This window comes from Nocardioides bruguierae (assembly GCF_023554635.1).
Lineage (GTDB): Bacteria > Actinomycetota > Actinomycetes > Propionibacteriales > Nocardioidaceae > Nocardioides > Nocardioides bruguierae.
This window is the reverse complement of sequence record NZ_JAMJPH010000025.1, coordinates 144058-162828: the sequence shown is the minus strand read 5'-3', so window position 1 is coordinate 162828 and position 18771 is coordinate 144058. Positions and strand designations below refer to the sequence as shown.

At 74.1% G+C, this 18771-nt stretch carries 19 protein-coding genes; 3 read left to right on the top strand and 16 right to left on the bottom strand.

Features of this window, described 5'->3' with window-relative positions:
* Positions 1-65: 65 nt before the first annotated feature.
* The 15 genes from M8316_RS14520 to M8316_RS14450 all read right to left on the bottom strand — a co-directional run bounded on the left by M8316_RS14520 (position 66) and on the right by M8316_RS14450 (position 16280).
* Positions 66-404, bottom strand: a complete 339-nt coding sequence (locus tag M8316_RS14520; RefSeq protein ID WP_250055670.1) for a P-II family nitrogen regulator — start codon at positions 402-404, stop codon at positions 66-68.
* Between the two features lie 197 nt (positions 405-601).
* On the bottom strand, positions 602-940 hold the full coding sequence (locus tag M8316_RS14515; RefSeq protein ID WP_250055669.1) for a P-II family nitrogen regulator: 339 nt from the start codon (positions 938-940) through the stop codon (positions 602-604).
* Positions 937-2223 (bottom strand): ammonium transporter, encoded by a 1287-nt coding sequence (locus M8316_RS14510; protein WP_250055668.1) that lies wholly within the window; start codon positions 2221-2223, stop codon positions 937-939. Before M8316_RS14510 ends, M8316_RS14515 begins: the two co-directional genes overlap by 4 nt.
* 396 nt (positions 2224-2619) lie before the next feature.
* A complete protein-coding gene (gene ftsY / locus M8316_RS14505; RefSeq protein WP_250055667.1) occupies positions 2620-3789 on the bottom strand; it encodes a signal recognition particle-docking protein FtsY in 1170 nt (389 codons plus the stop codon).
* Between the two features lie 63 nt (positions 3790-3852).
* Positions 3853-4170 carry a hypothetical protein gene (locus tag M8316_RS14500; protein ID WP_250055666.1) on the bottom strand — a complete coding sequence of 106 codons (318 nt, stop codon included), beginning with the start codon at positions 4168-4170 and terminating at the stop codon, positions 3853-3855.
* Positions 4171-4319: 149 nt separating this feature from the next.
* Positions 4320-7928 (bottom strand): chromosome segregation protein SMC, encoded by a 3609-nt coding sequence (smc, locus tag M8316_RS14495; protein ID WP_250055664.1) that lies wholly within the window; start codon positions 7926-7928, stop codon positions 4320-4322.
* A gap of 224 nt (positions 7929-8152) precedes the next feature.
* Positions 8153-8347 (bottom strand): hypothetical protein, encoded by a 195-nt coding sequence (locus tag M8316_RS14490; protein WP_250055662.1) that lies wholly within the window; start codon positions 8345-8347, stop codon positions 8153-8155.
* Positions 8348-8526: 179 nt separating this feature from the next.
* Positions 8527-9393 carry a bifunctional DNA-formamidopyrimidine glycosylase/DNA-(apurinic or apyrimidinic site) lyase gene (gene mutM, locus M8316_RS14485; RefSeq protein ID WP_250055661.1) on the bottom strand — a complete coding sequence of 289 codons (867 nt, stop codon included), beginning with the start codon at positions 9391-9393 and terminating at the stop codon, positions 8527-8529.
* 1 nt (position 9394) lies between these two features.
* Complete coding sequence (gene rnc, locus M8316_RS14480) at positions 9395-10225, bottom strand: ribonuclease III (protein WP_443689936.1); 831 nt, start codon at positions 10223-10225, stop codon at positions 9395-9397.
* A complete protein-coding gene (gene rpmF / locus M8316_RS14475) occupies positions 10180-10365 on the bottom strand; it encodes a 50S ribosomal protein L32 (protein WP_250055659.1) in 186 nt (61 codons plus the stop codon). Before rpmF ends, rnc begins: the two co-directional genes overlap by 46 nt.
* 43 nt (positions 10366-10408) lie before the next feature.
* A complete protein-coding gene (locus M8316_RS14470; RefSeq protein ID WP_250055734.1) occupies positions 10409-10963 on the bottom strand; it encodes a YceD family protein in 555 nt (184 codons plus the stop codon).
* A 109-nt stretch (positions 10964-11072) separates the two neighbouring features.
* Entirely contained in the window at positions 11073-11573 is a 501-nt protein-coding gene (coaD, locus tag M8316_RS14465) for a pantetheine-phosphate adenylyltransferase (RefSeq protein ID WP_250055657.1), read from the bottom strand.
* Positions 11570-12190 (bottom strand): 16S rRNA (guanine(966)-N(2))-methyltransferase RsmD, encoded by a 621-nt coding sequence (gene rsmD, locus M8316_RS14460; protein WP_250055655.1) that lies wholly within the window; start codon positions 12188-12190, stop codon positions 11570-11572. The genes coaD and rsmD overlap by 4 nt, the downstream gene beginning before the upstream one ends.
* A 20-nt stretch (positions 12191-12210) precedes the next feature.
* A complete protein-coding gene (locus M8316_RS14455; protein WP_250055653.1) occupies positions 12211-14469 on the bottom strand; it encodes an ATP-dependent DNA helicase RecG in 2259 nt (752 codons plus the stop codon).
* A gap of 47 nt (positions 14470-14516) precedes the next feature.
* Positions 14517-16280, bottom strand: a complete 1764-nt coding sequence (locus M8316_RS14450) for a DAK2 domain-containing protein (RefSeq protein WP_250055650.1) — start codon at positions 16278-16280, stop codon at positions 14517-14519.
* A 226-nt stretch (positions 16281-16506) separates the two neighbouring features.
* Here M8316_RS14450 and rpmB point away from each other — a divergent pair, with 226 nt between their 5' ends.
* Positions 16507-16692 (top strand): 50S ribosomal protein L28, encoded by a 186-nt coding sequence (gene rpmB, locus M8316_RS14445; RefSeq protein ID WP_136570259.1) that lies wholly within the window; start codon positions 16507-16509, stop codon positions 16690-16692.
* A gap of 79 nt (positions 16693-16771) precedes the next feature.
* Here rpmB and M8316_RS14440 read toward each other — a convergent pair whose 3' ends face one another.
* Complete coding sequence (locus M8316_RS14440) at positions 16772-17716, bottom strand: thiamine-phosphate kinase (protein WP_250055732.1); 945 nt, start codon at positions 17714-17716, stop codon at positions 16772-16774.
* 214 nt (positions 17717-17930) lie between these two features.
* On the opposite strand from M8316_RS14440, the gene M8316_RS14435 reads away from it, so the two are divergent.
* Both M8316_RS14435 and M8316_RS14430 read left to right on the top strand, forming a co-directional pair.
* Positions 17931-18167, top strand: coding sequence for an Lrp/AsnC family transcriptional regulator (locus tag M8316_RS14435; protein WP_250055649.1), 237 nt, complete (start codon positions 17931-17933; stop codon positions 18165-18167).
* Between the two features lie 29 nt (positions 18168-18196).
* A complete protein-coding gene (locus M8316_RS14430; protein ID WP_250055647.1) occupies positions 18197-18715 on the top strand; it encodes a DUF3515 family protein in 519 nt (172 codons plus the stop codon).
* Positions 18716-18771 lie beyond the last annotated feature (56 nt).

Below are 18771 nucleotides of genomic sequence, written 5' to 3'. Positions count from 1 at the left end.
GGACCGGCGGCGTGAGCCGGCCGACCCGCGGGCACGGGCGTCGGTGTGGTGCATGCAGCGTGAGGTCAGAGCGCCGCGTCGTCCTTGTCGCCGGTACGCACGCGCACCACCGACTCGAGCGGGCTCACCCAGACCTTGCCGTCCCCGATGCGGCCGGAGGCGGCGCTGCTGACGATGGCGTCGACCACGGGGGTCACGTCGTCGTCGTTCACAGCGATCTCGATGCGGATCTTGGGCACGAGGGCGATGTCGTACTCGGCACCGCGGTAGACCTCGGTGTGACCCTTCTGGCGGCCGTAGCCGGACACCTCGGAGACGGTCATGCCGGTGACACCGACACCCTCCAGGGCGACGCGGACGTCCTCCCACTTGTGCGGCTTGATGACCGCGGTCACGAGCTTCATGGTTTCCCCTCTCGTCCGACTGTGCGTCGGTGACCAGGAGGAGTGCTCCTCCTGGCGACGTGTGTACCGATCATGCCCGAGTCGGTGCCGACCCGGACACCTCCCGCGCGGGGCGGGGTCAGACGGCTCGGGCCCGGCCCTCGACCGAGGACCGGGCCCGAGCTCGCGTCACTGGAACGCCCGGTGGCCGGTCAGGCTCACAGGGCGGCGCCGTCGCGGTCGCCGGTGCGCACGCGCACCACCGACTCGACGGGGCTCACCCACACCTTGCCGTCGCCGATCCGACCGGTCTGACCGGTCTTCACGACGAGGTTGGCCACGTCCTCCGCGTCGCCGTCCTCGACGACGATCTCGATGCGGATCTTCGGGACCAGGGCCACGTCGTACTCAGCACCGCGGTAGACCTCGGTGTGGCCCTTCTGCCGGCCGTAGCCCGACACCTCGGAGACGGTCATCCCGGTGACGCCGAAGTTCTCCAGCGCCTCCCGGACGTCCTCCCACTTGTGCGGCTTGATGACCGCGGTCACCAGCTTCACGCCTTGCTCCCGAGCGAGGAGCCGCCGGCGATCTCGTAGGCCGACTCGCCGTGCTGGTCGAGGTCGATGCCCTCGGACTCGGCGTCCTCGGAGATCCGCCAGCCGATGGTGAACTTGATGACCAGGGCGATCACCAGGGTGGCGATGCCGGACCAGGCGATGGCGACCAGGACACCCAGGACCTGGGAGACGAGCGAGTCGATGCCGCCGCCGTAGAACAGGCCGTCCACGGCACCGCCGGCGATGCCGGTGGTGGCGGAGTCGGAGGTGACCGAGAAGAAGCCGATCAGGACGGTGCCGATGATGCCGCCGACCAGGTGGACGCCGACGACGTCGAGCGAGTCGTCGTAGCCCAGCTTGTACTTCAGGCCCACGGCCCAGGCGCAGACCGCACCCGAGATGAGACCGATGATCAGCGCGCCCCAGATGTTGACCGCACCGGCGGCCGGGGTGATCGCGACGAGGCCCGCGACGATGCCGGAGGCCGCACCCAGGGTGGTGGCCTTGCCGTGCAGGACCTTCTCGACGAGCAGCCAGCCGATGATGGCGGCCATCGTGGCGAGCGTGGTGTTGGCGAAGGTCAGGCCGGTCTCGGCGAGGAACTGGAAGCTGGTGAACTCCGCGTCCTCGGTGTCGAGCAGGATCAGCGAGCCGACGTTGAAGCCGTACCAGCCGACCCACAGGAGGGCGGCACCGATCATCGTGAGGGTCAGGTTGTGCGGGCGCATCGGCTCCTTGCCGAAGCCGAGGCGCTTGCCGACGACCAGGGCGAGCACGAGGCCCGCGACACCGGCGTTGATGTGCACGGCGGTACCGCCGGCGTAGTCCTGCGCGCCGATCGTGGTGCAGATGAGGGCGCTGTCGGTGCAGCCGAAGACCATGTGGGCCAGCGGGAAGTAGGAGATCGTCGCCCACAGCGGGACGAAGACCACCCAGGCGGCGAACTTCACACGGTCGGCGATGGCGCCGCTGATCAGCGCGGTGGTGATCACCGCGAAGGTGAGCTGGAACATCATGAAGGTGTAGCCGTCGTAGCCGACGTCCTTCAGACCGAAGTTGGTCGCCGGCGAGGCGAAGAAGACACCGTCGCCGGAGAACACCATCGAGTAGCCCCAGAGGACCCAGATGATGCCCACGATGGCCATCGAGATGTAGCTCATCATCATCATGTTGAGCACGGACTTCGAGCGCGTCATGCCGCCGTAGAACAGGGCGAGCGCGGGCGTGGTCATCATGAGGACCAACAGAGTGGCCACCAGCATGAAGGCGTTGTAGCCGTCCACGAAACCTCCAGTGAGTCAGGCGTGGGGCAGCGACGTCCTGCACGACTTCGCTGTCGATCGTGGACTGCCCCGGTTCGACCGACACCCTCGTGAACCCAGATTTCGCGTATCCACGTGGCATGTTTCACGGATGTAACGAAGCCCAGGGCAGTGTTACATGTGAATGAACCCTCTCAGGGAGCAGGTTTGCCGCGGCGTGCACCGGGGCAGCGCCCCCGCAGGTCAGCGGCTACACGTGCACGCTGGCCACGGGGTCCGAGCGCGGCCCGAGGAGCCTGTCCTGGCCCCTCCTGGGGTCGGTGGACCGCCGCCGGCTGGCTGATCGCCTCCTGAGCAGTCCCTGAGACGAGCGGACCCGCCCTCCCGGTCGGGAGGACGGGTCGTCGGTGCGGCAGGTCAGCTGAGCAGGGCGTCCACGAACGCGCCGGGCTCGAAGGGGGCCAGGTCGTCCGCGCCCTCGCCGAGGCCGACCAGCTTCACCGGCACGCCGAGCTCGCGCTGCACCGCCACGACGATGCCGCCCTTGGCCGAGCCGTCGAGCTTGGTCAGCACGATGCCCGAGACGTCCACCGCCTCGGCGAACACCCGTGCCTGGATGAGGCCGTTCTGGCCCGTGGTGGCGTCGAGGACGAGCAGCGTCTCGGTGACCGCGGCCTTCTTCTCCACGACCCGCTTGACCTTGCCGAGCTCGTCCATGAGCCCCTTCTTGTTCTGCAGACGGCCGGCGGTGTCGACCAGCACCGTGTCGGCGCCCTGCTCGGCGCCGGCGTCGACCGCGCGGTAGGCGACGGCGGCCGGGTCCGACCCCTCCTCGCCGCGGACGACGGGGACGCCCACCCGGTCGCCCCAGGTGGTCAGCTGCTCCGCGGCCGCGGCACGGAAGGTGTCGGCCGCACCGAGCACGACGCTGCGCTGCTCGGCCACGAGGATGCGGGCGATCTTGCCGACGGTGGTGGTCTTGCCGGCACCGTTGACGCCGACGACGAGCACGACCCCGGGGTCCTCCCCCGCGCCGCTGACGGACAGGGAGCGGTCGACGTCCGCACCGATCAGCGCGACCAGCTCCTCGCGGAGGACCTGGCGCGCGTCACCGCCGCCCTCGACGCGCAGGCGGGTGCGCAGCTTCTCGACCAGCTCGGTGGTGGCCGCGACGCCCACGTCCGCGGTGAGCAGGGTGTCCTCGATGGACTCCCAGGTGTCCTCGTCGATCCGGTCGCGCGAGAGCAGCGCGAGCAGGCCCTTGCCCAGCGCGTTCTGCGAGCCGGCCAGCCGCTGCCGCAGGCGGACCAGGCGCGAGGACGCCGGCTCCGGGACGTCCAGGGCCGGGGCGGCCGGCTCCTCGACGGTCTCGACGGGGGCCTGCGTCGGCGCCTCGTCGGGGACGACCTCGGCGTCGGGCTCGACGGGCGCCTGCGCGGGCGGGACGGTCGTGGCCGGGGCGTGGCCCTCGACCGGAGGACCGGGTCGGGACCCTCGTCGGCTCGAGACGACGAGGCCGACGACGAGGCCCACCAGCAGGCAGGCCACCACCGCGATGCCGATGATCAGCGACAGCATGGAATCCATGCGGTCATCCTGTCACCCCCGTGCCGGGGGTCCGCCACCCGGCAAGCGGTGGCGGGGACGGGCTCAGCCCTGGGTGCTCTCCGCGTGCTCACGCTCGCGCTCGGCGCGCTGCTGCTCGTCACGCTGGGCACGGTGCTCCTCGCGCAGCCGCGCCCGCTCGTCGGCGGCGTCGTCCTCGTGGTGGCGGCGCTGCTGGGCCGCGGCGTCGGTGTCCGGGTCGCCGTCACGCAGGACCGGCAGGCGGAAGGCGGCGCGGATGAGCGGCGCGCTCAGCCACGAGGCGCCCTCCACGTCACGCCCCTGGTGCGGGTAGGCGACGTAGAAGAGGATGCCGCCGGCGAGGGCGACGACCACGACCATGGCGACGATGATGCTGACCACGAGAGCTGCTGCGACCTTCCTGAGGGGACGGGCACCAGCGCGCCCGGGAGACAGGCCAAGCCTGCCACGGTCCGGGCCAGGACCCCAGCGCCCGCGAGGGTGGTGGACGGCCTGCGGGACAGGTCTTGCAGGGGCCCCGGGGACGGGGCTCAGGCAGTGGCCTCGTCGCGCAACCGCTGGCTGATGACGGTGGAGACGCCGTCGCCGCGCATGGTGACGCCGTAGAGCGCGTCACCGACCTCCATCGTCCGCTTCTGGTGGGTGATCACGAGCAGCTGGGAGGACTCGCGCAGCTCCTCGTAGATCTGCAGCAGACGCCCGAGGTTGGTGTCGTCCAGGGCCGCCTCGACCTCGTCGAGGATGTAGAAGGGCGAGGGGCGGGCCTTGAACAGCGCGACGAGGAACGCGACGGCCACCAGGGAGCGCTCGCCGCCCGAGAGGAGGGAGAGCCGCTTGACCTTCTTGCCCGGCGGCCGCGCCTCGACCTCGATGCCGGTGGTCAGCATGTTCGCGGGGTCGGTGAGCACCAGCCGGCCCTCTCCTCCGGGGAAGAGCCGGGCGAACGTCGCGTCGAACGCCTTCTCCACGTCGGCGTAGGCCTCGGTGAAGACCTGCTCCACCCGGGCGTCGACGTCCGCGACGATGTCGAGGAGGTCCTTGCGGGTCTTGCGCAGGTCCTCCAGCTGCTCCACCAGGAACCGGTGGCGCTCCTCGAGCGCCGCGAACTCCTCCAGCGCCAGGGGGTTGACCTTGCCGAGCTGGGCCAGCGCCCGCTCGGCCGAGCGCAGCCGCTTCTTCTGCTCCTCGCGGTCGTAGGCGACCGTCTCGGGCTCCTGCTCGGGGGAGTCCTCGCCGTCCTCCTCCACCGTGCCCGCCGTGGTCGCCGTGCCGGACGCGGGAGCCTGCCCGAAGACCGGGACAGGCTGGTCGGGCCCGTACTCCACGACCAGGCTGTCGGGCTCGATGCCCAGCTCCTCGACGGCGCGGTTCTCCAGCTGCTCGATGTGCATCCGCTGCTGCGTGCGGGCCAGCTCGTCGCGGTGGGCGCCGGCGACCAGGTCCGTCTGCTGCGCGGTGAGGTCCCGCAGGCGAGCCCGTACCTCCCGCAGCTGCTGCTCCCGGCCGGCACGGGCCTGCTCGACCTCGGTGCGGGCGCTCGCCGCGGCGGACACCGAGACCTCGAGCCGGGCGAGGACCCACGCGGTGGCGACCGAGACCGCCTCCGCCGCACGAGCCTCCCGGCGCAGCCGCTCGGCACGCTCGGCGGCCCGGGCTCGTGCGTCCCGCTCCTTGGCCGCGGCCCGGCGCAGGCCGTCGGCGCGCCCGTGGACCGCACGGGCCCGCTCCTCGGCGGTGCGCAGCGCCAGGCGCGCGTCGACCTCACGCTGCCGTGCCTCGCGCGCGGACTCGGCCAGGCGCTCGGACTCGGCGGTGTCGGGCTCCTCCTCGGGCACGTCCTCGGCCGCGGCCAGACGCTGCTCGAGGTCGGCGAGGCCGGAGCCCGCCTGCTCGCGAGCCGTCTCGGCGCGTGTCACCGCCTGGGCGAGCCGCTCGGCCTCGCCCTGCGCGGCCCGGATGGCCGAGCCGTGCTGACCGAGCTGCTCGGCCACGGCGGCGAGCCGGGCGTCGGACTCGTGCAGCTGGTCGAGGGCGACGTCGACGCGCTGCTGGGCGTCGTGGCGTCGCGCCTCGAGGCGACTGGTCTCGAACGCGGCCCGCTCGCCGGTGGCGGTGGCCTCGGCGAGCGCGGCGGTCGCCTCGTCCACCGCGGCGGAGATCTCCAGCAGGCTGGGCCCCTCCCCCGCGCCGCCGCTGGCCAGGTGCCCGGCGAGCAGCGCGCCGTCGCGCGTGACGGCCACGAGGTCCGCGTGGCGCTCCAGCACCGCACGGGCGGCCGCCAGGTCGGGCACCAGCACGGTGCCGCCCAGCAGTCGCTGCACGGCGGGGCGCAGGTCATCGCGGCAGGTGACGACGGAGCCCGCCGGCACCACGTCCTCCCCCTGCCCGGGGAGGTCGGCGGCGGTGGTGCTGCCGCCCGGGGCATCGGCGAGGAGCAGGGTGGCTCGACCGTGCGCGCCTTCGGTCAGGTGCGCGAGGGCGGCCAGGGCCGCGTCGGTGCCCGCGACGGCCACCGCGTCCGCGCCTCGACCCAGGGCGGTGGCCACGGCGGCCTCCCAGCCCGGCTCCACCTCCAGCAGGTCCACCACGGTGCCGAGGACGCCGGCGGGGCCGCCGTCCGCGACGAGGGCACCGGCGCCGTCCTTGCGGGCCAGGCTCAGCTCGAGCGCGTCCTTGCGGGCGGTCAGCGTGTGCCGGTCCCGGTCGGCCGCGCGTGCCCGCTCGGCGACGACGGCCAGCTGCTCGACGACCTCGTCCAGGGCGGCGACGGCCTCCTCGTGCTCGGCGTCGAGGCCCTCCTCGCCGGCGTCGAGACCCGCCACCTGGGACTCCAGTGCGTGGAAGTCCCGCTGCGCGGCCTCGGCGCGACGCAGGGCCTCCGCCCGCGAGGCGGCCAGCCGCTCGACCTCCTCCTCCGCGCTCTGCGCACGCGAGCGCAGGGTGTTGACCTGACCGGTCAGCCGGGCCAGGCCCTCCCGCCGGTCGGCGGCCGCCCGCACCAGCGCGGCGACGCGGCGGTCCTCGGCGGTGGCCGCCTCCTCCGCGGCCCGCCGCGCGGTCAGGGTCTCCTCCAGGCCGACCCGCAGCCGGTCGACCTCGGCAGCGGCCTCCCGCTCGCGCTCCTGGGCGGCGTCGGCCTCCGCCTCCAGCTCCTCGGGGTCGCGCCCGCGGGCGGGCTCCTCGTCGCCCGCACCGGCGGCGTGACGCAGCCGCTCGCGGGCCAGGGACTCGGTGCCGCGCAGCCGCTCGCGCAGGCCGGAGAGGTCGAACCAGGTCTGCTGGGCGGCCGAGAGCGCGGGCAGGTCCTCGCGCAGCGCCGCCTCCACGGCGGCCTCCTGCTCGCGGCCGGCGGCCAGGTCGGCCTCGACCTGCGCGCGTCGCTCGGCGAGGACGGACTCGTCGGCCAGCTCCTTCTCCAGCAACGCCCGGGCGCGGCCGAGGTCGTCGGCCAGCAGACGGGCGCGGGCGTCGCGCACCTCGGCCTGCACGGTGGCGGCGCGGCGGGCCGCCTCCGCCTGCCGTCCGAGGGGCTTGAGCTGGCGGCGGATCTCGGAGATGAGGTCACCCAGACGGTTGAGGTTGCCCTCGCACGCGTCGAGCTTGCGCAGCGCCTTCTCCTTGCGCTTGCGGTGCTTCAGGACGCCCGCGGCCTCCTCCACGAAGCCGCGCCGGTCCTCCGGGGTGGCGTGCAGGATCGTGTCGAGCTGCCCCTGCCCGACGATCACGTGCATCTCGCGGCCGATGCCGGAGTCGCTGAGCAGCTCCTGGACGTCGAGGAGTCGGCAGCCGGTGCCGTTGATGGCGTACTCGGAGCCGCCCGAGCGGAACATCGTCCGGCTGATCGTCACCTCGGCGTAGTCGATCGGCAGGGCGCCGTCGGAGTTGTCGATGGTGAGGACGACCTCGGCGCGGCCCAGGGGCGGGCGGCCGGAGGTGCCGGCGAAGATGACGTCCTCCATCTTCCCGCCGCGCAGGGACTTGGCACCCTGCTCGCCCATGACCCAGGCCAGGGCGTCGACGACGTTCGACTTGCCCGAGCCGTTGGGGCCCACGATGCACGTGATGCCCGGCTCGAGCTGGAGCGTGGTGGCCGACGCGAACGACTTGAAGCCCTTGAGGGTCAGGCTCTTCAGGTACAAGCCGGGGTCTCCTGAGCGGTCGGCGAGGCGTCGGACGGGCGTCCTGCGGGGCCATCATGCCCCGTGACGCCTCCGGCGTGCCCGCACCCGGGCAGCGTGCCGCCGCTGGGAGGCTCGGGCGCCGTCCGTGTGCCGCTGCTCGCGGCCCCACCGGGTCGACCGGGTGAGGGGTGCGAGCGCCGTCGCGGCCGCCGCGGCGAGCGCCGGGCGGCCGGGCCGGCCCGTCAGGCGGGCTGCATCTCCTGCATGGCGGCCTCGAGCTGCTCGGCGTGCGCAGCGACGAGGCGGTCGTTCTCGAGGGAGAGGCGGGTGACGAGAGCCTCCAGCTCGGCCACGCGGTTGCGCAGGCGAGCGTTGTCGGACGCCAGACGGGCGTCGCGCAGGTCGCTGTTCATGTAGCCGATCAGCGCCTTGGCCATGGGCTTGACCTTCCGGGAGGAGTGGTGTGACCCGGGACCGGGCCATCGTCAAGAATCCCACCAGGTCGCAGGAGGGTCAAACCCGGGACGCATGCCCACCGGGGTAGTCGCCGAACCGCCACGGACGCGGCACCTCCCCAGCCCCTCCCGGACGCCTGCGGTTCACCTCTCGCCGCAGGTCAGCGGGGTTGCCGACGGCGACGTGGCGCCGGCTGGCAGGTGGGGCAGAAGTAGGACGAGCGGTTCATGAACGCCACCCGCCGTACCGGGGTGCCGCAACGCAGGCACGGCTCGCCCTCGCGGCCGTAGGCGTGCAGCGAGCGGTCGAAGTAGCCGGACTCGCCGTTGACGTTGACGTAGAGGGCGTCGAAGGACGTGCCGCCCTGGACGAGCGCGTCCCGCATGACGTCCCTGGCGTGCCCGAGCAGCTCGCTCACCTGGGCCCGGGTGAGCCGGTCCCCCGGACGCTCACCGTGCAGGCGGGCGCGCCACAGGGCCTCGTCCGCGTAGATGTTGCCGACGCCCGAGACGAGGTTCTGGTCCAGCAGCTGCCGCTTGATGGCCACCGACCTACGCCGGACGCGCGCGACGAAGGCGTCGTCGTCGAACGCGGTGTCGAGGGGGTCACGGGCGATGTGCGCGATCTCGGGCGGCAGGTCGGCGCCACCGGCCGAGACCAGCAGGCCGCCGAACATCCGCTGGTCGACGAAGCGCAGCTCGCGGCCGTGCTGCAGGCCGGAGAGCGCGAGCCGGACCCGCAGGTGCCGCTCCGCGGGTGCCTCGGGCGGCTGGACCAGCAGCTGACCGCTCATGCCGAGGTGGGCCAGCAGCGCGTCGCCGTCGTCCAGCGCGAGCCACAGGTACTTGCCGCGACGGCGGGCCGAGACGAGACGACGCCCTGCCAGGGCGGCCGCGAACCCCTCGGGGCCACGCGGGTCACGCCGGACGGGGCGTTCGTGCAGGACGTCGACGCGCTCGACACGACCGCCGAGCACGTGTCGCTCGAGGCCGGCGCGGACGACCTCGACCTCGGGGAGCTCGGGCACGTCAGCCGGCGGCGCCGGCCGCGGGGGTGCCGGCCGTGGGGTTGCCGGCCGTGGGGGTGCCGGCGGTCGCCGAGGTCCCCAGGTCCGCCTCGATCTCCTCGTAGGCGGTCTGGGCGGCGGCCTGCTCGGCCTCCTTCTTGGAGCGGCCCTGGCCGTTGCCGTAGAGCTGCTCCCCCACCCGCACCTGCGCGCGGAACGTCTTGGCGTGGTCGGGGCCGGAGTCCTCGATGACGTACTCCGGGACGCCGAGCTCGTGCTCGGCTGCGAGCTCCTGGAGGGACGTCTTCCAGTCCAGGCCGGCGCCGAGCGCGGAGGCCTCCTCCAGCAACGGGTCGAAGAGGCGGTGCACGACGACCGCGGAGGTCTCCAGACCTCCGGTCAGGTGCACCGCCCCGATGACCGCCTCCACGGTGTCGGAGAGGATCGATGCCTTCTCGCGACCACCCGTGGTCTCCTCACCGCGCCCCAGCTTGATGTGCGGGCCGAGCCCGATCGTGCGCGCCACGCCCGCGAGGGCGCGGGCGTTGACGACCGCGGCCCGCAGCTTGGCCAGCCGCCCCTCCGACAGGTCGGGGTGCGTCCGGTACAGCGTCTCGGTCACGACGACGCCCAGCACCGAGTCGCCCAGGAACTCCAGGCGCTCGTTGGTGGGCAGGCCGCCGTGCTCGTAGGCGTAGCTGCGGTGGGTGAGGGCACGCTCGAGCAGCTGGGGGTCCAGGTCGGGATCCCCCAGCGCCGCCCGCAGCGCGGTGTGGTCGAGCTCCTCGCTCAGGACAGGACCTGAGCTCAGAGGACCTGGCGGCGAGCGCCGCGAGCGCCGTACTGGCCGCACTCGCCGCACGCGCGGTGCGGGAGGTGCTTGGCACCGCAGGCGGGGTTCGCGCAGGTCACCAGGGTCGGGGCCACGGCCTTCCAGGCCGAGCGACGGTGCCGGGTGTTGCTGCGCGACATCTTCCGCTTCGGGACTGCCACTGTTGTCTCCTCGTCATCGCCGGGGCGGGGTCTCCCGCTCCGGTCAGCTCTTGTCGTCCAAGTCCTGCTTGAGGCCGGTCAGCCCCGCCCAACGCGGGTCGATCGGGTCCTCGTGCCCGTGGTCGGGCTCGTCGTTCAGCCGCACCCCGCACTCCGGGCAGAGGCCTTCACAGTCCTCCGAGCACAGGGGCTGGAACGGTAGTGCCAGCACCACCGCGTCCCGCAGCTGGGGCTCGAGGTCGACCAGGTCGCCGTCGAGCCGGCTGACGTCGTCGTCCTCGTCGTGAGGCGTCTGGTGCTCGTCGTAGACGTACAGCTCCTGGAACGTCACGTCGACCTCGTCGTCGATCGGCTCCAGGCACCGCACGCACTCGCCGTCGAGCGAGGCGTGAGCCTCACCCGTGACCAGCACCCCCTCCATGACCGCCTCGAGGCGCAGGTCCAGCTGGACCGGCGACCCCTCGGGGACACGCAGGACTTCGATGCCCAGATCTGTCGGGGCCGGTACCGTTCGCGACACCTGACGTTGGGACCCCGGGCGGCGGCCGAGCTCGTGGGTATCGAGCACGAGCGGCGCTCTCGGGTCCAGGCTGGTCAGGGGATCACTTCCGGTTCCGGGCACGACACATCGTCGAGAATCGTAACGGTGGGCTGGTGTGCCACCAAACTGCTGACGCAGGGGTGACCGGCACCAGCAGCGACCGGGCTCACGACCCGCCCCCCGCGCTCCGCTCGGCCAGCCGCGCGACGAGGGCCTCGTGCACGAAGGCGGGCAGGAACGCCGAGGTGTCGCCGCCGAACGCCGCGACCTCCTTCACCAGCGAGGAGGACACGAAGGCGTGCTCGGGGCTCGTCGGCAGGAACAGCGTCGTGACGCCGGTCAGCCGCGTGTTCATGTGCGCCATCGGCAGCTCGTACTCGTAGTCCTGCGCGGTGCGCAGCCCCTTGACGATGGCCTGGGCGCCGATCTCGGCGCAGAACCCCGTGACCAGGCCCTCGAAGCCGGCCACGCGCACGCTGGGCAGGTCGGCACAGGCACGGCGCAGCAGGTCCATCCGCTCCTCGGCGGAGAACAGGCGTCGCTTGGAGGCGTTGACGCCCACGGCCACGACGACCTCGTCGAACAGCGCGGCGGCGCGCGCGATCACGTCGAGGTGGCCCAGCGTCACGGGGTCGAAGGACCCCGGCACCACCACGGTGTGCGTCACGGACGCTCCTCCTCCTGCTGCACGTCGCCGTCCTGCTCCTGCTCCTGCGCCCCGCCCGGCCAGTCGGCCGTCCAGAGCGCGGTCTCACCGTAGTTGCGCGGCTTGCGGGCCGTGAAGCCCGCGGGCCAGCGCGGCTCGGGGCTCCGGGCCGACCGCTCCACCACGACCAGCGCGTCCACCGCCAGCCAGCCCGGTGCGCCCAGCGCCACCAGGTCGGCCGCCACGGCGTCGTCCGCGAGGGGGTAGGGCGGGTCGGAGAGCACCAGGTCGTAGGGCTCGGACGGCGGCGGCCCGGCGAGGAAGGAGCGCACCGTGCCGGCCACGACCCGCACGGGCCCCAGGCCCAGGTCGGTGGCGTTGCGGCTGATCAGGCCGGCCGTGCGCTTGTCGTGCTCGACCAGCGTGGCCGCGCTCGCCCCGCGGGAGAGCGACTCCAGCCCGAGGGCGCCGGTGCCGGCGTAGAGGTCCAGGACCCGCAGCCCGTCGAAGGAGCCGGCCCACGACTGCACCGTGGAGAACAGCGCCTCGCGGACCCGGTCGCTGGTGGGACGGGTCGCGCTGCCGCGCGGGGTGGCCAGCGAGCGACCGCCCGCCGAGCCGGCGATGATCCGGGTCATGACGCCCGATCGTAGGGTCGTCAGGACCGGTCGACGAAGGCGGCCGCGGCCGTGCGCTCCAGCTCGGTGACCATGCCCGCCAGCAGCGGCGCCTGCCGCAGGTCCGCGTCGGCGTCGAGCAGGGCCGTCGCGGCCTCCCGGGCCGCCACGATGGTCTCCTCGTCGCGCAGGACCCGCAGCGTCTGCAGGCTGGAGCGGAAGCCGGACTGGCTGGCGCCCAGGACGTCGCCCTCCCGGCGCAGCTCGAGGTCGATCCGGGAGAGCTCGAAGCCGTCGGAGGTGCCGGCCACGGCGTCGAGCCGCTCGCGGGCCGGTGAGCCCGCCTCGGCGTGGGTGACCAGGAGGCACAGGCCGGGCAGGCCGCCGCGTCCGACGCGACCGCGCAGCTGGTGCAGCTGGGAGATCCCGAACCGGTCGGCGTCGAGCAGGACCATGGTGGTGGCGTTCGCGACGTCCACGCCGACCTCGATCACCGTGGTGGAGACCAGCACGTCGACGTCGCCGGCGGCGAAGGAGCGCATGGTGCGGTCCTTCTCGTCGGCCGCCATCCGGCCGTGCAGCGGCTGGACCCGCAGCCCGGCCAGCGGCCCGGACGAGAGCTCGGCCACCACGTCCTCGACGGCGGAGAGCGGGCGCGGGGCGTCCTCTCCCCCGCCGGCCGCCCCCTCGGTGGGGTCGCCCCAGTCGTCGGGGGCGTCGGGGGCGTCGAGGGCGTCGGCGGGCTCCTCCTCGTCGCCGGCGATGCGGGGGCAGACGACGTAGACCTGGTGCCCCTTGCCGACCTCCTCGCGGGCGCGGGCCCAGATCCGGTCGGCCCAGTGCGGGGCGTCGGCGAGCGGCACCACGGTCGACTGGATCGGCGCGCGGCCCGCGGGCAGCTCGTCCAGGACGGAGGTCTCCAGGTCGCCGAAGACGGTCATGGCCACGGTCCGCGGGATGGGCGTCGCCGTCATCACCAGGATGTGGGGCGGCACCCCGCGGGACTTGTCGGTGAGCGCCGCGCGCTGCTCGACGCCGAAGCGGTGCTGCTCGTCGACGACGACCAGGCCGAGGTCGGCCAGCTGCACCGTGTCCTGGAGCAGCGCGTGCGTGCCCACGACGATGCCGGCCTCGCCCGACGCCAGCCGCAGGAGCGGCTCGGTGCGCTCCCGCTTGGTCATCGAGCCGGTCAGCAGCTCCACGCGGGTCGCCTCGTCGGCGCCGCCGAGCATGCCGCCGGCAGCAAGGTCGCCGAGCATGGCGGTCAGCGAGCGGTGGTGCTGCTGGGCGAGCACCTCGGTGGGGGCCAGCAGGGCGGCCTGGCCGCCGGAGTCGACCACCCGCAGCATCGCCCGCAGCGCCACGAGGGTCTTGCCGGAGCCCACCTCTCCCTGGAGCAGCCGGTTCATCGGTCGGTCGCGCGCCAGGTCGTCGAAGATCTCCTCGCCGACGCGCTCCTGGCCCGCAGTGAGCGTGAACGGCAGCCGGGCGTCGAACGCCGCGAGCAGGCCCCCGCCGCCGGTCCGGGGGCGGGCTCCCTCGGCGGCCGCGGCGCGCCGCCGGCGTCCGAGCACGAGCTGGGTCACGAGCGCCTCGTCGAAGGCGAGCCGCTTGCGGGCCCGGGTGACCTGGCCGAAGTCGTCGGGCGCGTGCAGCCACGCGAGCGCCTGGCGCAGGCCGATCAGCCCGTGCTCCTCGCGCACGTCCTCGGGGATCGGGTCGGGCAGCTCCTCCAGCACCGAGAGCGCGAACGCGACGGCCCGCTGGAGGTCCCACGACTCCACGCCCTTGGTGAGCGGGTAGATCGGGTAGAGGTCGCCGAGGTTCTCCAGGGCCAGCTGGGCCGTGTCCTCCCCCGGCGTGCCCATCAGCACCATCTGCGGGTTGGTGAGCTGCCACTGGCCGTTGAAGCGGCTCGCCTTGCCCTGGAAGATGCCGCGGCGACCGGGCTGGAGGCGGTGCTGGTGGTACTGGGAGACCCGCGCGTTCTTGGCGAAGAAGGTCATCCGCAGGTCCGGGCCGCCCGTCGCCAGGGTGACCTCGACCCGGTAGGCCGGACGGCCGGTGCGGCGGTCGGTGTAGGTGCGCTCCCTGCTCTGCGAGACCTTGCCGACCACCACCAGCATCTCGCCCTCGACGAGCGACTCGACCTCGGTGAGCTCGGCGGTCTTCACGTACCGCCGCGGGTGGTGGTTGAGCAGGTCCCCGACGGTCTCGATGTGCAGGCCCTCGACGATGCGCTTGCGCTTGGCGCCCGCCTCGCCCAGGACGGCCTCGACCTTCGAGTCCAGGGTGATCACGGGCTCTCCTCGGGCAGGCGTGCGGGGGTGCGCGGCAGCAGGATCGCTCACTCCACCGACAGCAGCAGCGGGTAGCGCTCCTGGCCACCGTCGTACACCAGCACCTCGACGAGCGGGTGGTGCCGCTCCGCCCAGGCGGCGATCCGCTCGGCGGCGCCGCCGCTGACCTCGTCCGCGCCGGCGACGACCGTGAGGAGCTCCCCACCCTGGGCCAGCAGTCGGCCGGCGACGTCCACGGCCACCTCGTGCAGGTCGGCGCCCACGACCGCGAAGTCGCCGGCGACGACGCCGAGCACGTCGCCCGGCTCGCACGGGCCGGCCATCGTCATCGCCGGTCGGGCGGCCACGGTGACCGCTCCGTCGCGGACCTGCCGGGCGGTGGCCGTCATCTCCCGGACGTCGGCGGAGAAGCCGCGGCCCGGGTCGTGCACGGCCAGCGCGGCGAGGCCCTGCACCTGCGCGCGGGTGGGCACGACGGCGACCCGGACGCCGGTGGCCTCCTGCGCCGTCGAGGCGGCGACCTGGGCGCTGCGCACGACGTCCTCGCCGTTGGTGAGGACGACGACCTGCTCGGTGCCGGCGTGCCGGATGGCCTCCAGCAGCTGGCCGGTGGACGGCAGCCGACCAGGGTCGCCCTCGACGACCACGGCCCCGGCGCCGGCGAAGAGCTCGGAGAGGCCCGGGCCGGCGGAGACGGCCACGATGCTGCGGCCCGGCGCGAGCCGCGGTGCGGGGCTCGGGTGCCCGGCCTCGTCCGCCGCGGAGGGGCGGCCCGTCCCGCCCGCGTCGCCGCGCTCCTCGGTCCCGTCGTGGTCGTCGTGCTCGTGGCGGGCGTGGTGACGGTGCACGTCGTCGGCGAGGTGGGTGATGCGGATGTGGTGGGGGCGGCCGAGCTCGACGCCGGCCTCGACGGCGGCACCGGCGTCGTCCACGTGCACGTGGACGTTCCACAGCCGCCCCTCCCCCACGACCACGAGGGAGTCGCCGAGCGCGTCGAGGCGCTCGCGCAGGGTGGCCACGGCGGCCTCGTCGGCCTCGAGCAGGTACATGACCTCGTAGGCGGGGGCCTCGCAGCCCGGCTCGGCGCCCGGAGCGGAACCACCGGCGGCCGGTCGTCCGACCTGTGCCGAGGGCTCGGGCCGGACGCGGCACACCACCGGCTCGGGGCGGCGTCCGGTGAGCAGGGTCGTGGCCGCGTCGAGGACCGCGACGAGGCCCCGTCCGCCGGCGTCGACCACGCCCGCCGCGGCCAGCGTGGCCAGCTGCGAGGGGGTGCGGGCCAGTGCCTCGCGGGCCGCGGCAGCGGCGGCCACCAGCACGTCGCGCACCCGGGCGATCGGGTCGTCGGCGACCGCACCGGCCGCCTCGGCGGCCGCGCGGGCCACGGAGAGGATCGTGCCCTCCACCGGCGTCCCGACCGCCTGCCAGGCCGCCGCGGCGGCCTCGGCGATCCCGTCGGCCAGGACGACGGCGTGCCGCCGTGCCGGGTCGGCGGCCGCGACCCGGGCGGCCAGCGCGCGCAGCATCTCGGAGAAGATGACGCCGGAGTTGCCGCGCGCACCCAGCAGCGCCCCGCGGCCCAGGGCAGCCAGGGCGTCGACCGGCCCCGCCCCGTCCACCCCGACGGTCTCGAGCAGGGAGTCCCGCCCGGAGCACAGCGTCAGGTACATGTTCGTGCCGGTGTCGCCGTCGGGCACGGGGTAGACGTTGAGGTCGTCGACCTCCTCGCGCACCGCCGCCAGCGCGTCGGTGGCCGCGTCCACGAACCGCTGCACGACGACGAGGTCGATGCTGGTCCCGGCGGTGGTCACGCGGCGAAGACTAGGGCATCCTGAGGGCGCACCCGAGACGGTGCTCCGGGCTCCACGGTCGTGGATTCGTCCGGCGCGGCCCGCCTCGGCTACTCTCTTGTGGTTGCCCCGGCCGGTCCGGTGCGCCCACGACGGGCCCACCACGCCAGGCAGGGCCCCGACATCGTTCGGCCCGCACGGGCCGGAAACTGTACGTAATCCCGATCCCGATCCACAGGAGTTCACGGTGGCTGCCGTCTGTGACATCTGCGCCAAGAAGCCGACCTTCGGCAACAACCGGCCGTGGTCCCGCAAGATCACGAAGCGTCGCTTCGACCCCAACATCCAGCGCGTCCGCGCCACGGTCAACGGCACCCCCAAGCGCCTGAACGTGTGCACCGGCTGCCTGAAGGCCGGCAAGGTCTCCCGCTGACCTGATCAGCGCCCACCGCGGCCGTCGTCCCTCGTTGGACGGCGGCCGCGGTTCGTTTTGCGGCCCGGGCCGAGTGCGCTCAGAAGTGGGTCCAGCCGGGAGCGCCCTCCCAGGCACCCCCGTCGACGGTGACGCCGCTGCCCTCCGCGACGGTGCCGATCGCGTGGAAGCCCTCGGGCAGGCCCACGCCGGGCGGGAAGGTGGCCAGCAGGGCGTGGTCGTCGCCACCGGAGAGCACGAGCTGGAGCGGGTCGCTGCCCAGGGCCGCGCCGACGGCCGCGACGGGCTCGGCGACGTCGAGGTCGGCGGTGCGGACGTCGATGGCGACCCCGCTGGCCTCGGCCAGGTGCCCGGCCTCGGCCAGCAGCCCGTCGGAGACGTCGATGAGGGCGGTGGCACCGCCCTCGGCGGCGGCGGGACCGGCCTCGTAGGGCGGCTCGGGGTGTCGGTAGGCCTCCACGACGGCCCGCGGGGAGCGGAACCCGCGCCCCAGCACGGCCAGCCCGGCCGCGGCCCAGCCCTGGCGGCCCGCCAGGGCCAGCACGTCGCCGGGCCGGGCTCCCGAGCGCAGGACAGGAGCCACGGTGCAGGTGCCGAGCACCGTCACCGAGACCACCACCTGGTCGGCCCGGGTCACGTCGCCGCCGACGATGCTCGCGCCGACGAGACGGCACTCCTCGGCGAAGCCGCGGGCCAGGTCCAGCGCCCACGCCAGCGGCAGGTCGGCGGGGGCGGCCAGACCCACCGTCAGGGAGTGCGCACGGCCGCCCATCGCGTTGACGTCGGAGATGTTCTGCGCGGCGGCTCGACGGCCGACGTCCGCGCCGTCGCACCACTCCCGGCGGAAGTGGCGGCCCTCGACCATGAGGTCGGTGGAGACCACGACGTGACCCTTGCGGATGCGCAGCAGCGCGGCGTCGTCACCGGGGCCCACCAGCACGTGCTCGCCCATCTCGAAGAGGTCGACCATGCGGCTGATGAGGCCGAACTCCCCCGCGTCGGCGACGGTGGCGCCCGGAGGCAGGTCGGCGGCCGGGGAGGACATGCCCCCATCCCACCAGACGCCCTCCCCGGCGCCGCGAGGCAGGTCCCCGGCCCGCGTCCCACCCCGCGGCTCCCCCCGCGTCCCGACGGGCCCGTCCGGAGGCGTGCGGGCCGACAGGTATGGTCCGCTCGGCGGCGGAGGTCCTCCGACGCCCGCGGCAACGGCGCCGTGACCCCGCCCCGAGGAGTGAACCGTGGTCGTCCAGGCCTACATCCTGATCCAGACCGACGTCGGCAAGGCCGCCCAGGTGGCCGGCGAGATCCGGGACATGCCCGGCGTGACGCAGGCCGACGACGTCACCGGCCCCTACGACGTCATCGTCCGGGCCGAGGCCCGCGACGTCGACGAGCTCGGCCGGATGGTCGTCTCCAAGGTCCAGTCCCTCGACGGGATCACCCGCACCCTGACCTGCCCGGTCGTCAACATCTGACGACCCACCCCCACGCCGGAGGAGCCGACGTGCCACCGTTCACCCGCCCCGCCACGGCGCTGCTGTCGGCGGCCCTGCTGACCGGCGCCCTGGTCGGCTGCGGCTCCTCCGGCGTCGCGGTGCCGGGCACCGAGACCCTCGACGCCGCGGACCGCCAGGCCTGCACCGACCTGCTGGAGTCGCTCGGCACCGAGCTGGGCACCCTCTCGGCCCGCGCGGAGCCGGACCTCGAGGCCGGCACCGCCGTCTTCGGCGACCCCAGCTCGCTGAACCAGGAGGACGACGTCACCGTCGTCTGCGGTGCGGTCGCGCCCGACGGGCTGGAGGCCACCTCCGCCTGCGACGCGGTGCAGGGGGTCGGCTGGTACACGCCGACGGAGCAGCTGGACGACCCGGGCGGCGGCGCCGTCAGCACCACGGTGGAGTTCTCCCCGCGCGTCAGCGTGGTCTTCCCCGCCACCGAGCGCGGCGACGCCGGCTTCTCGGTGCTCACCGCCCTGGCGGCTCCGGTCAAGGAGCACCTCGAGCGCGTGACCACCTGCAAGTAGCCGTCCCCGGCCTTGCCCGGCCAGGGGTACCGGTCGGCTGCCGTACCGCGTACCGG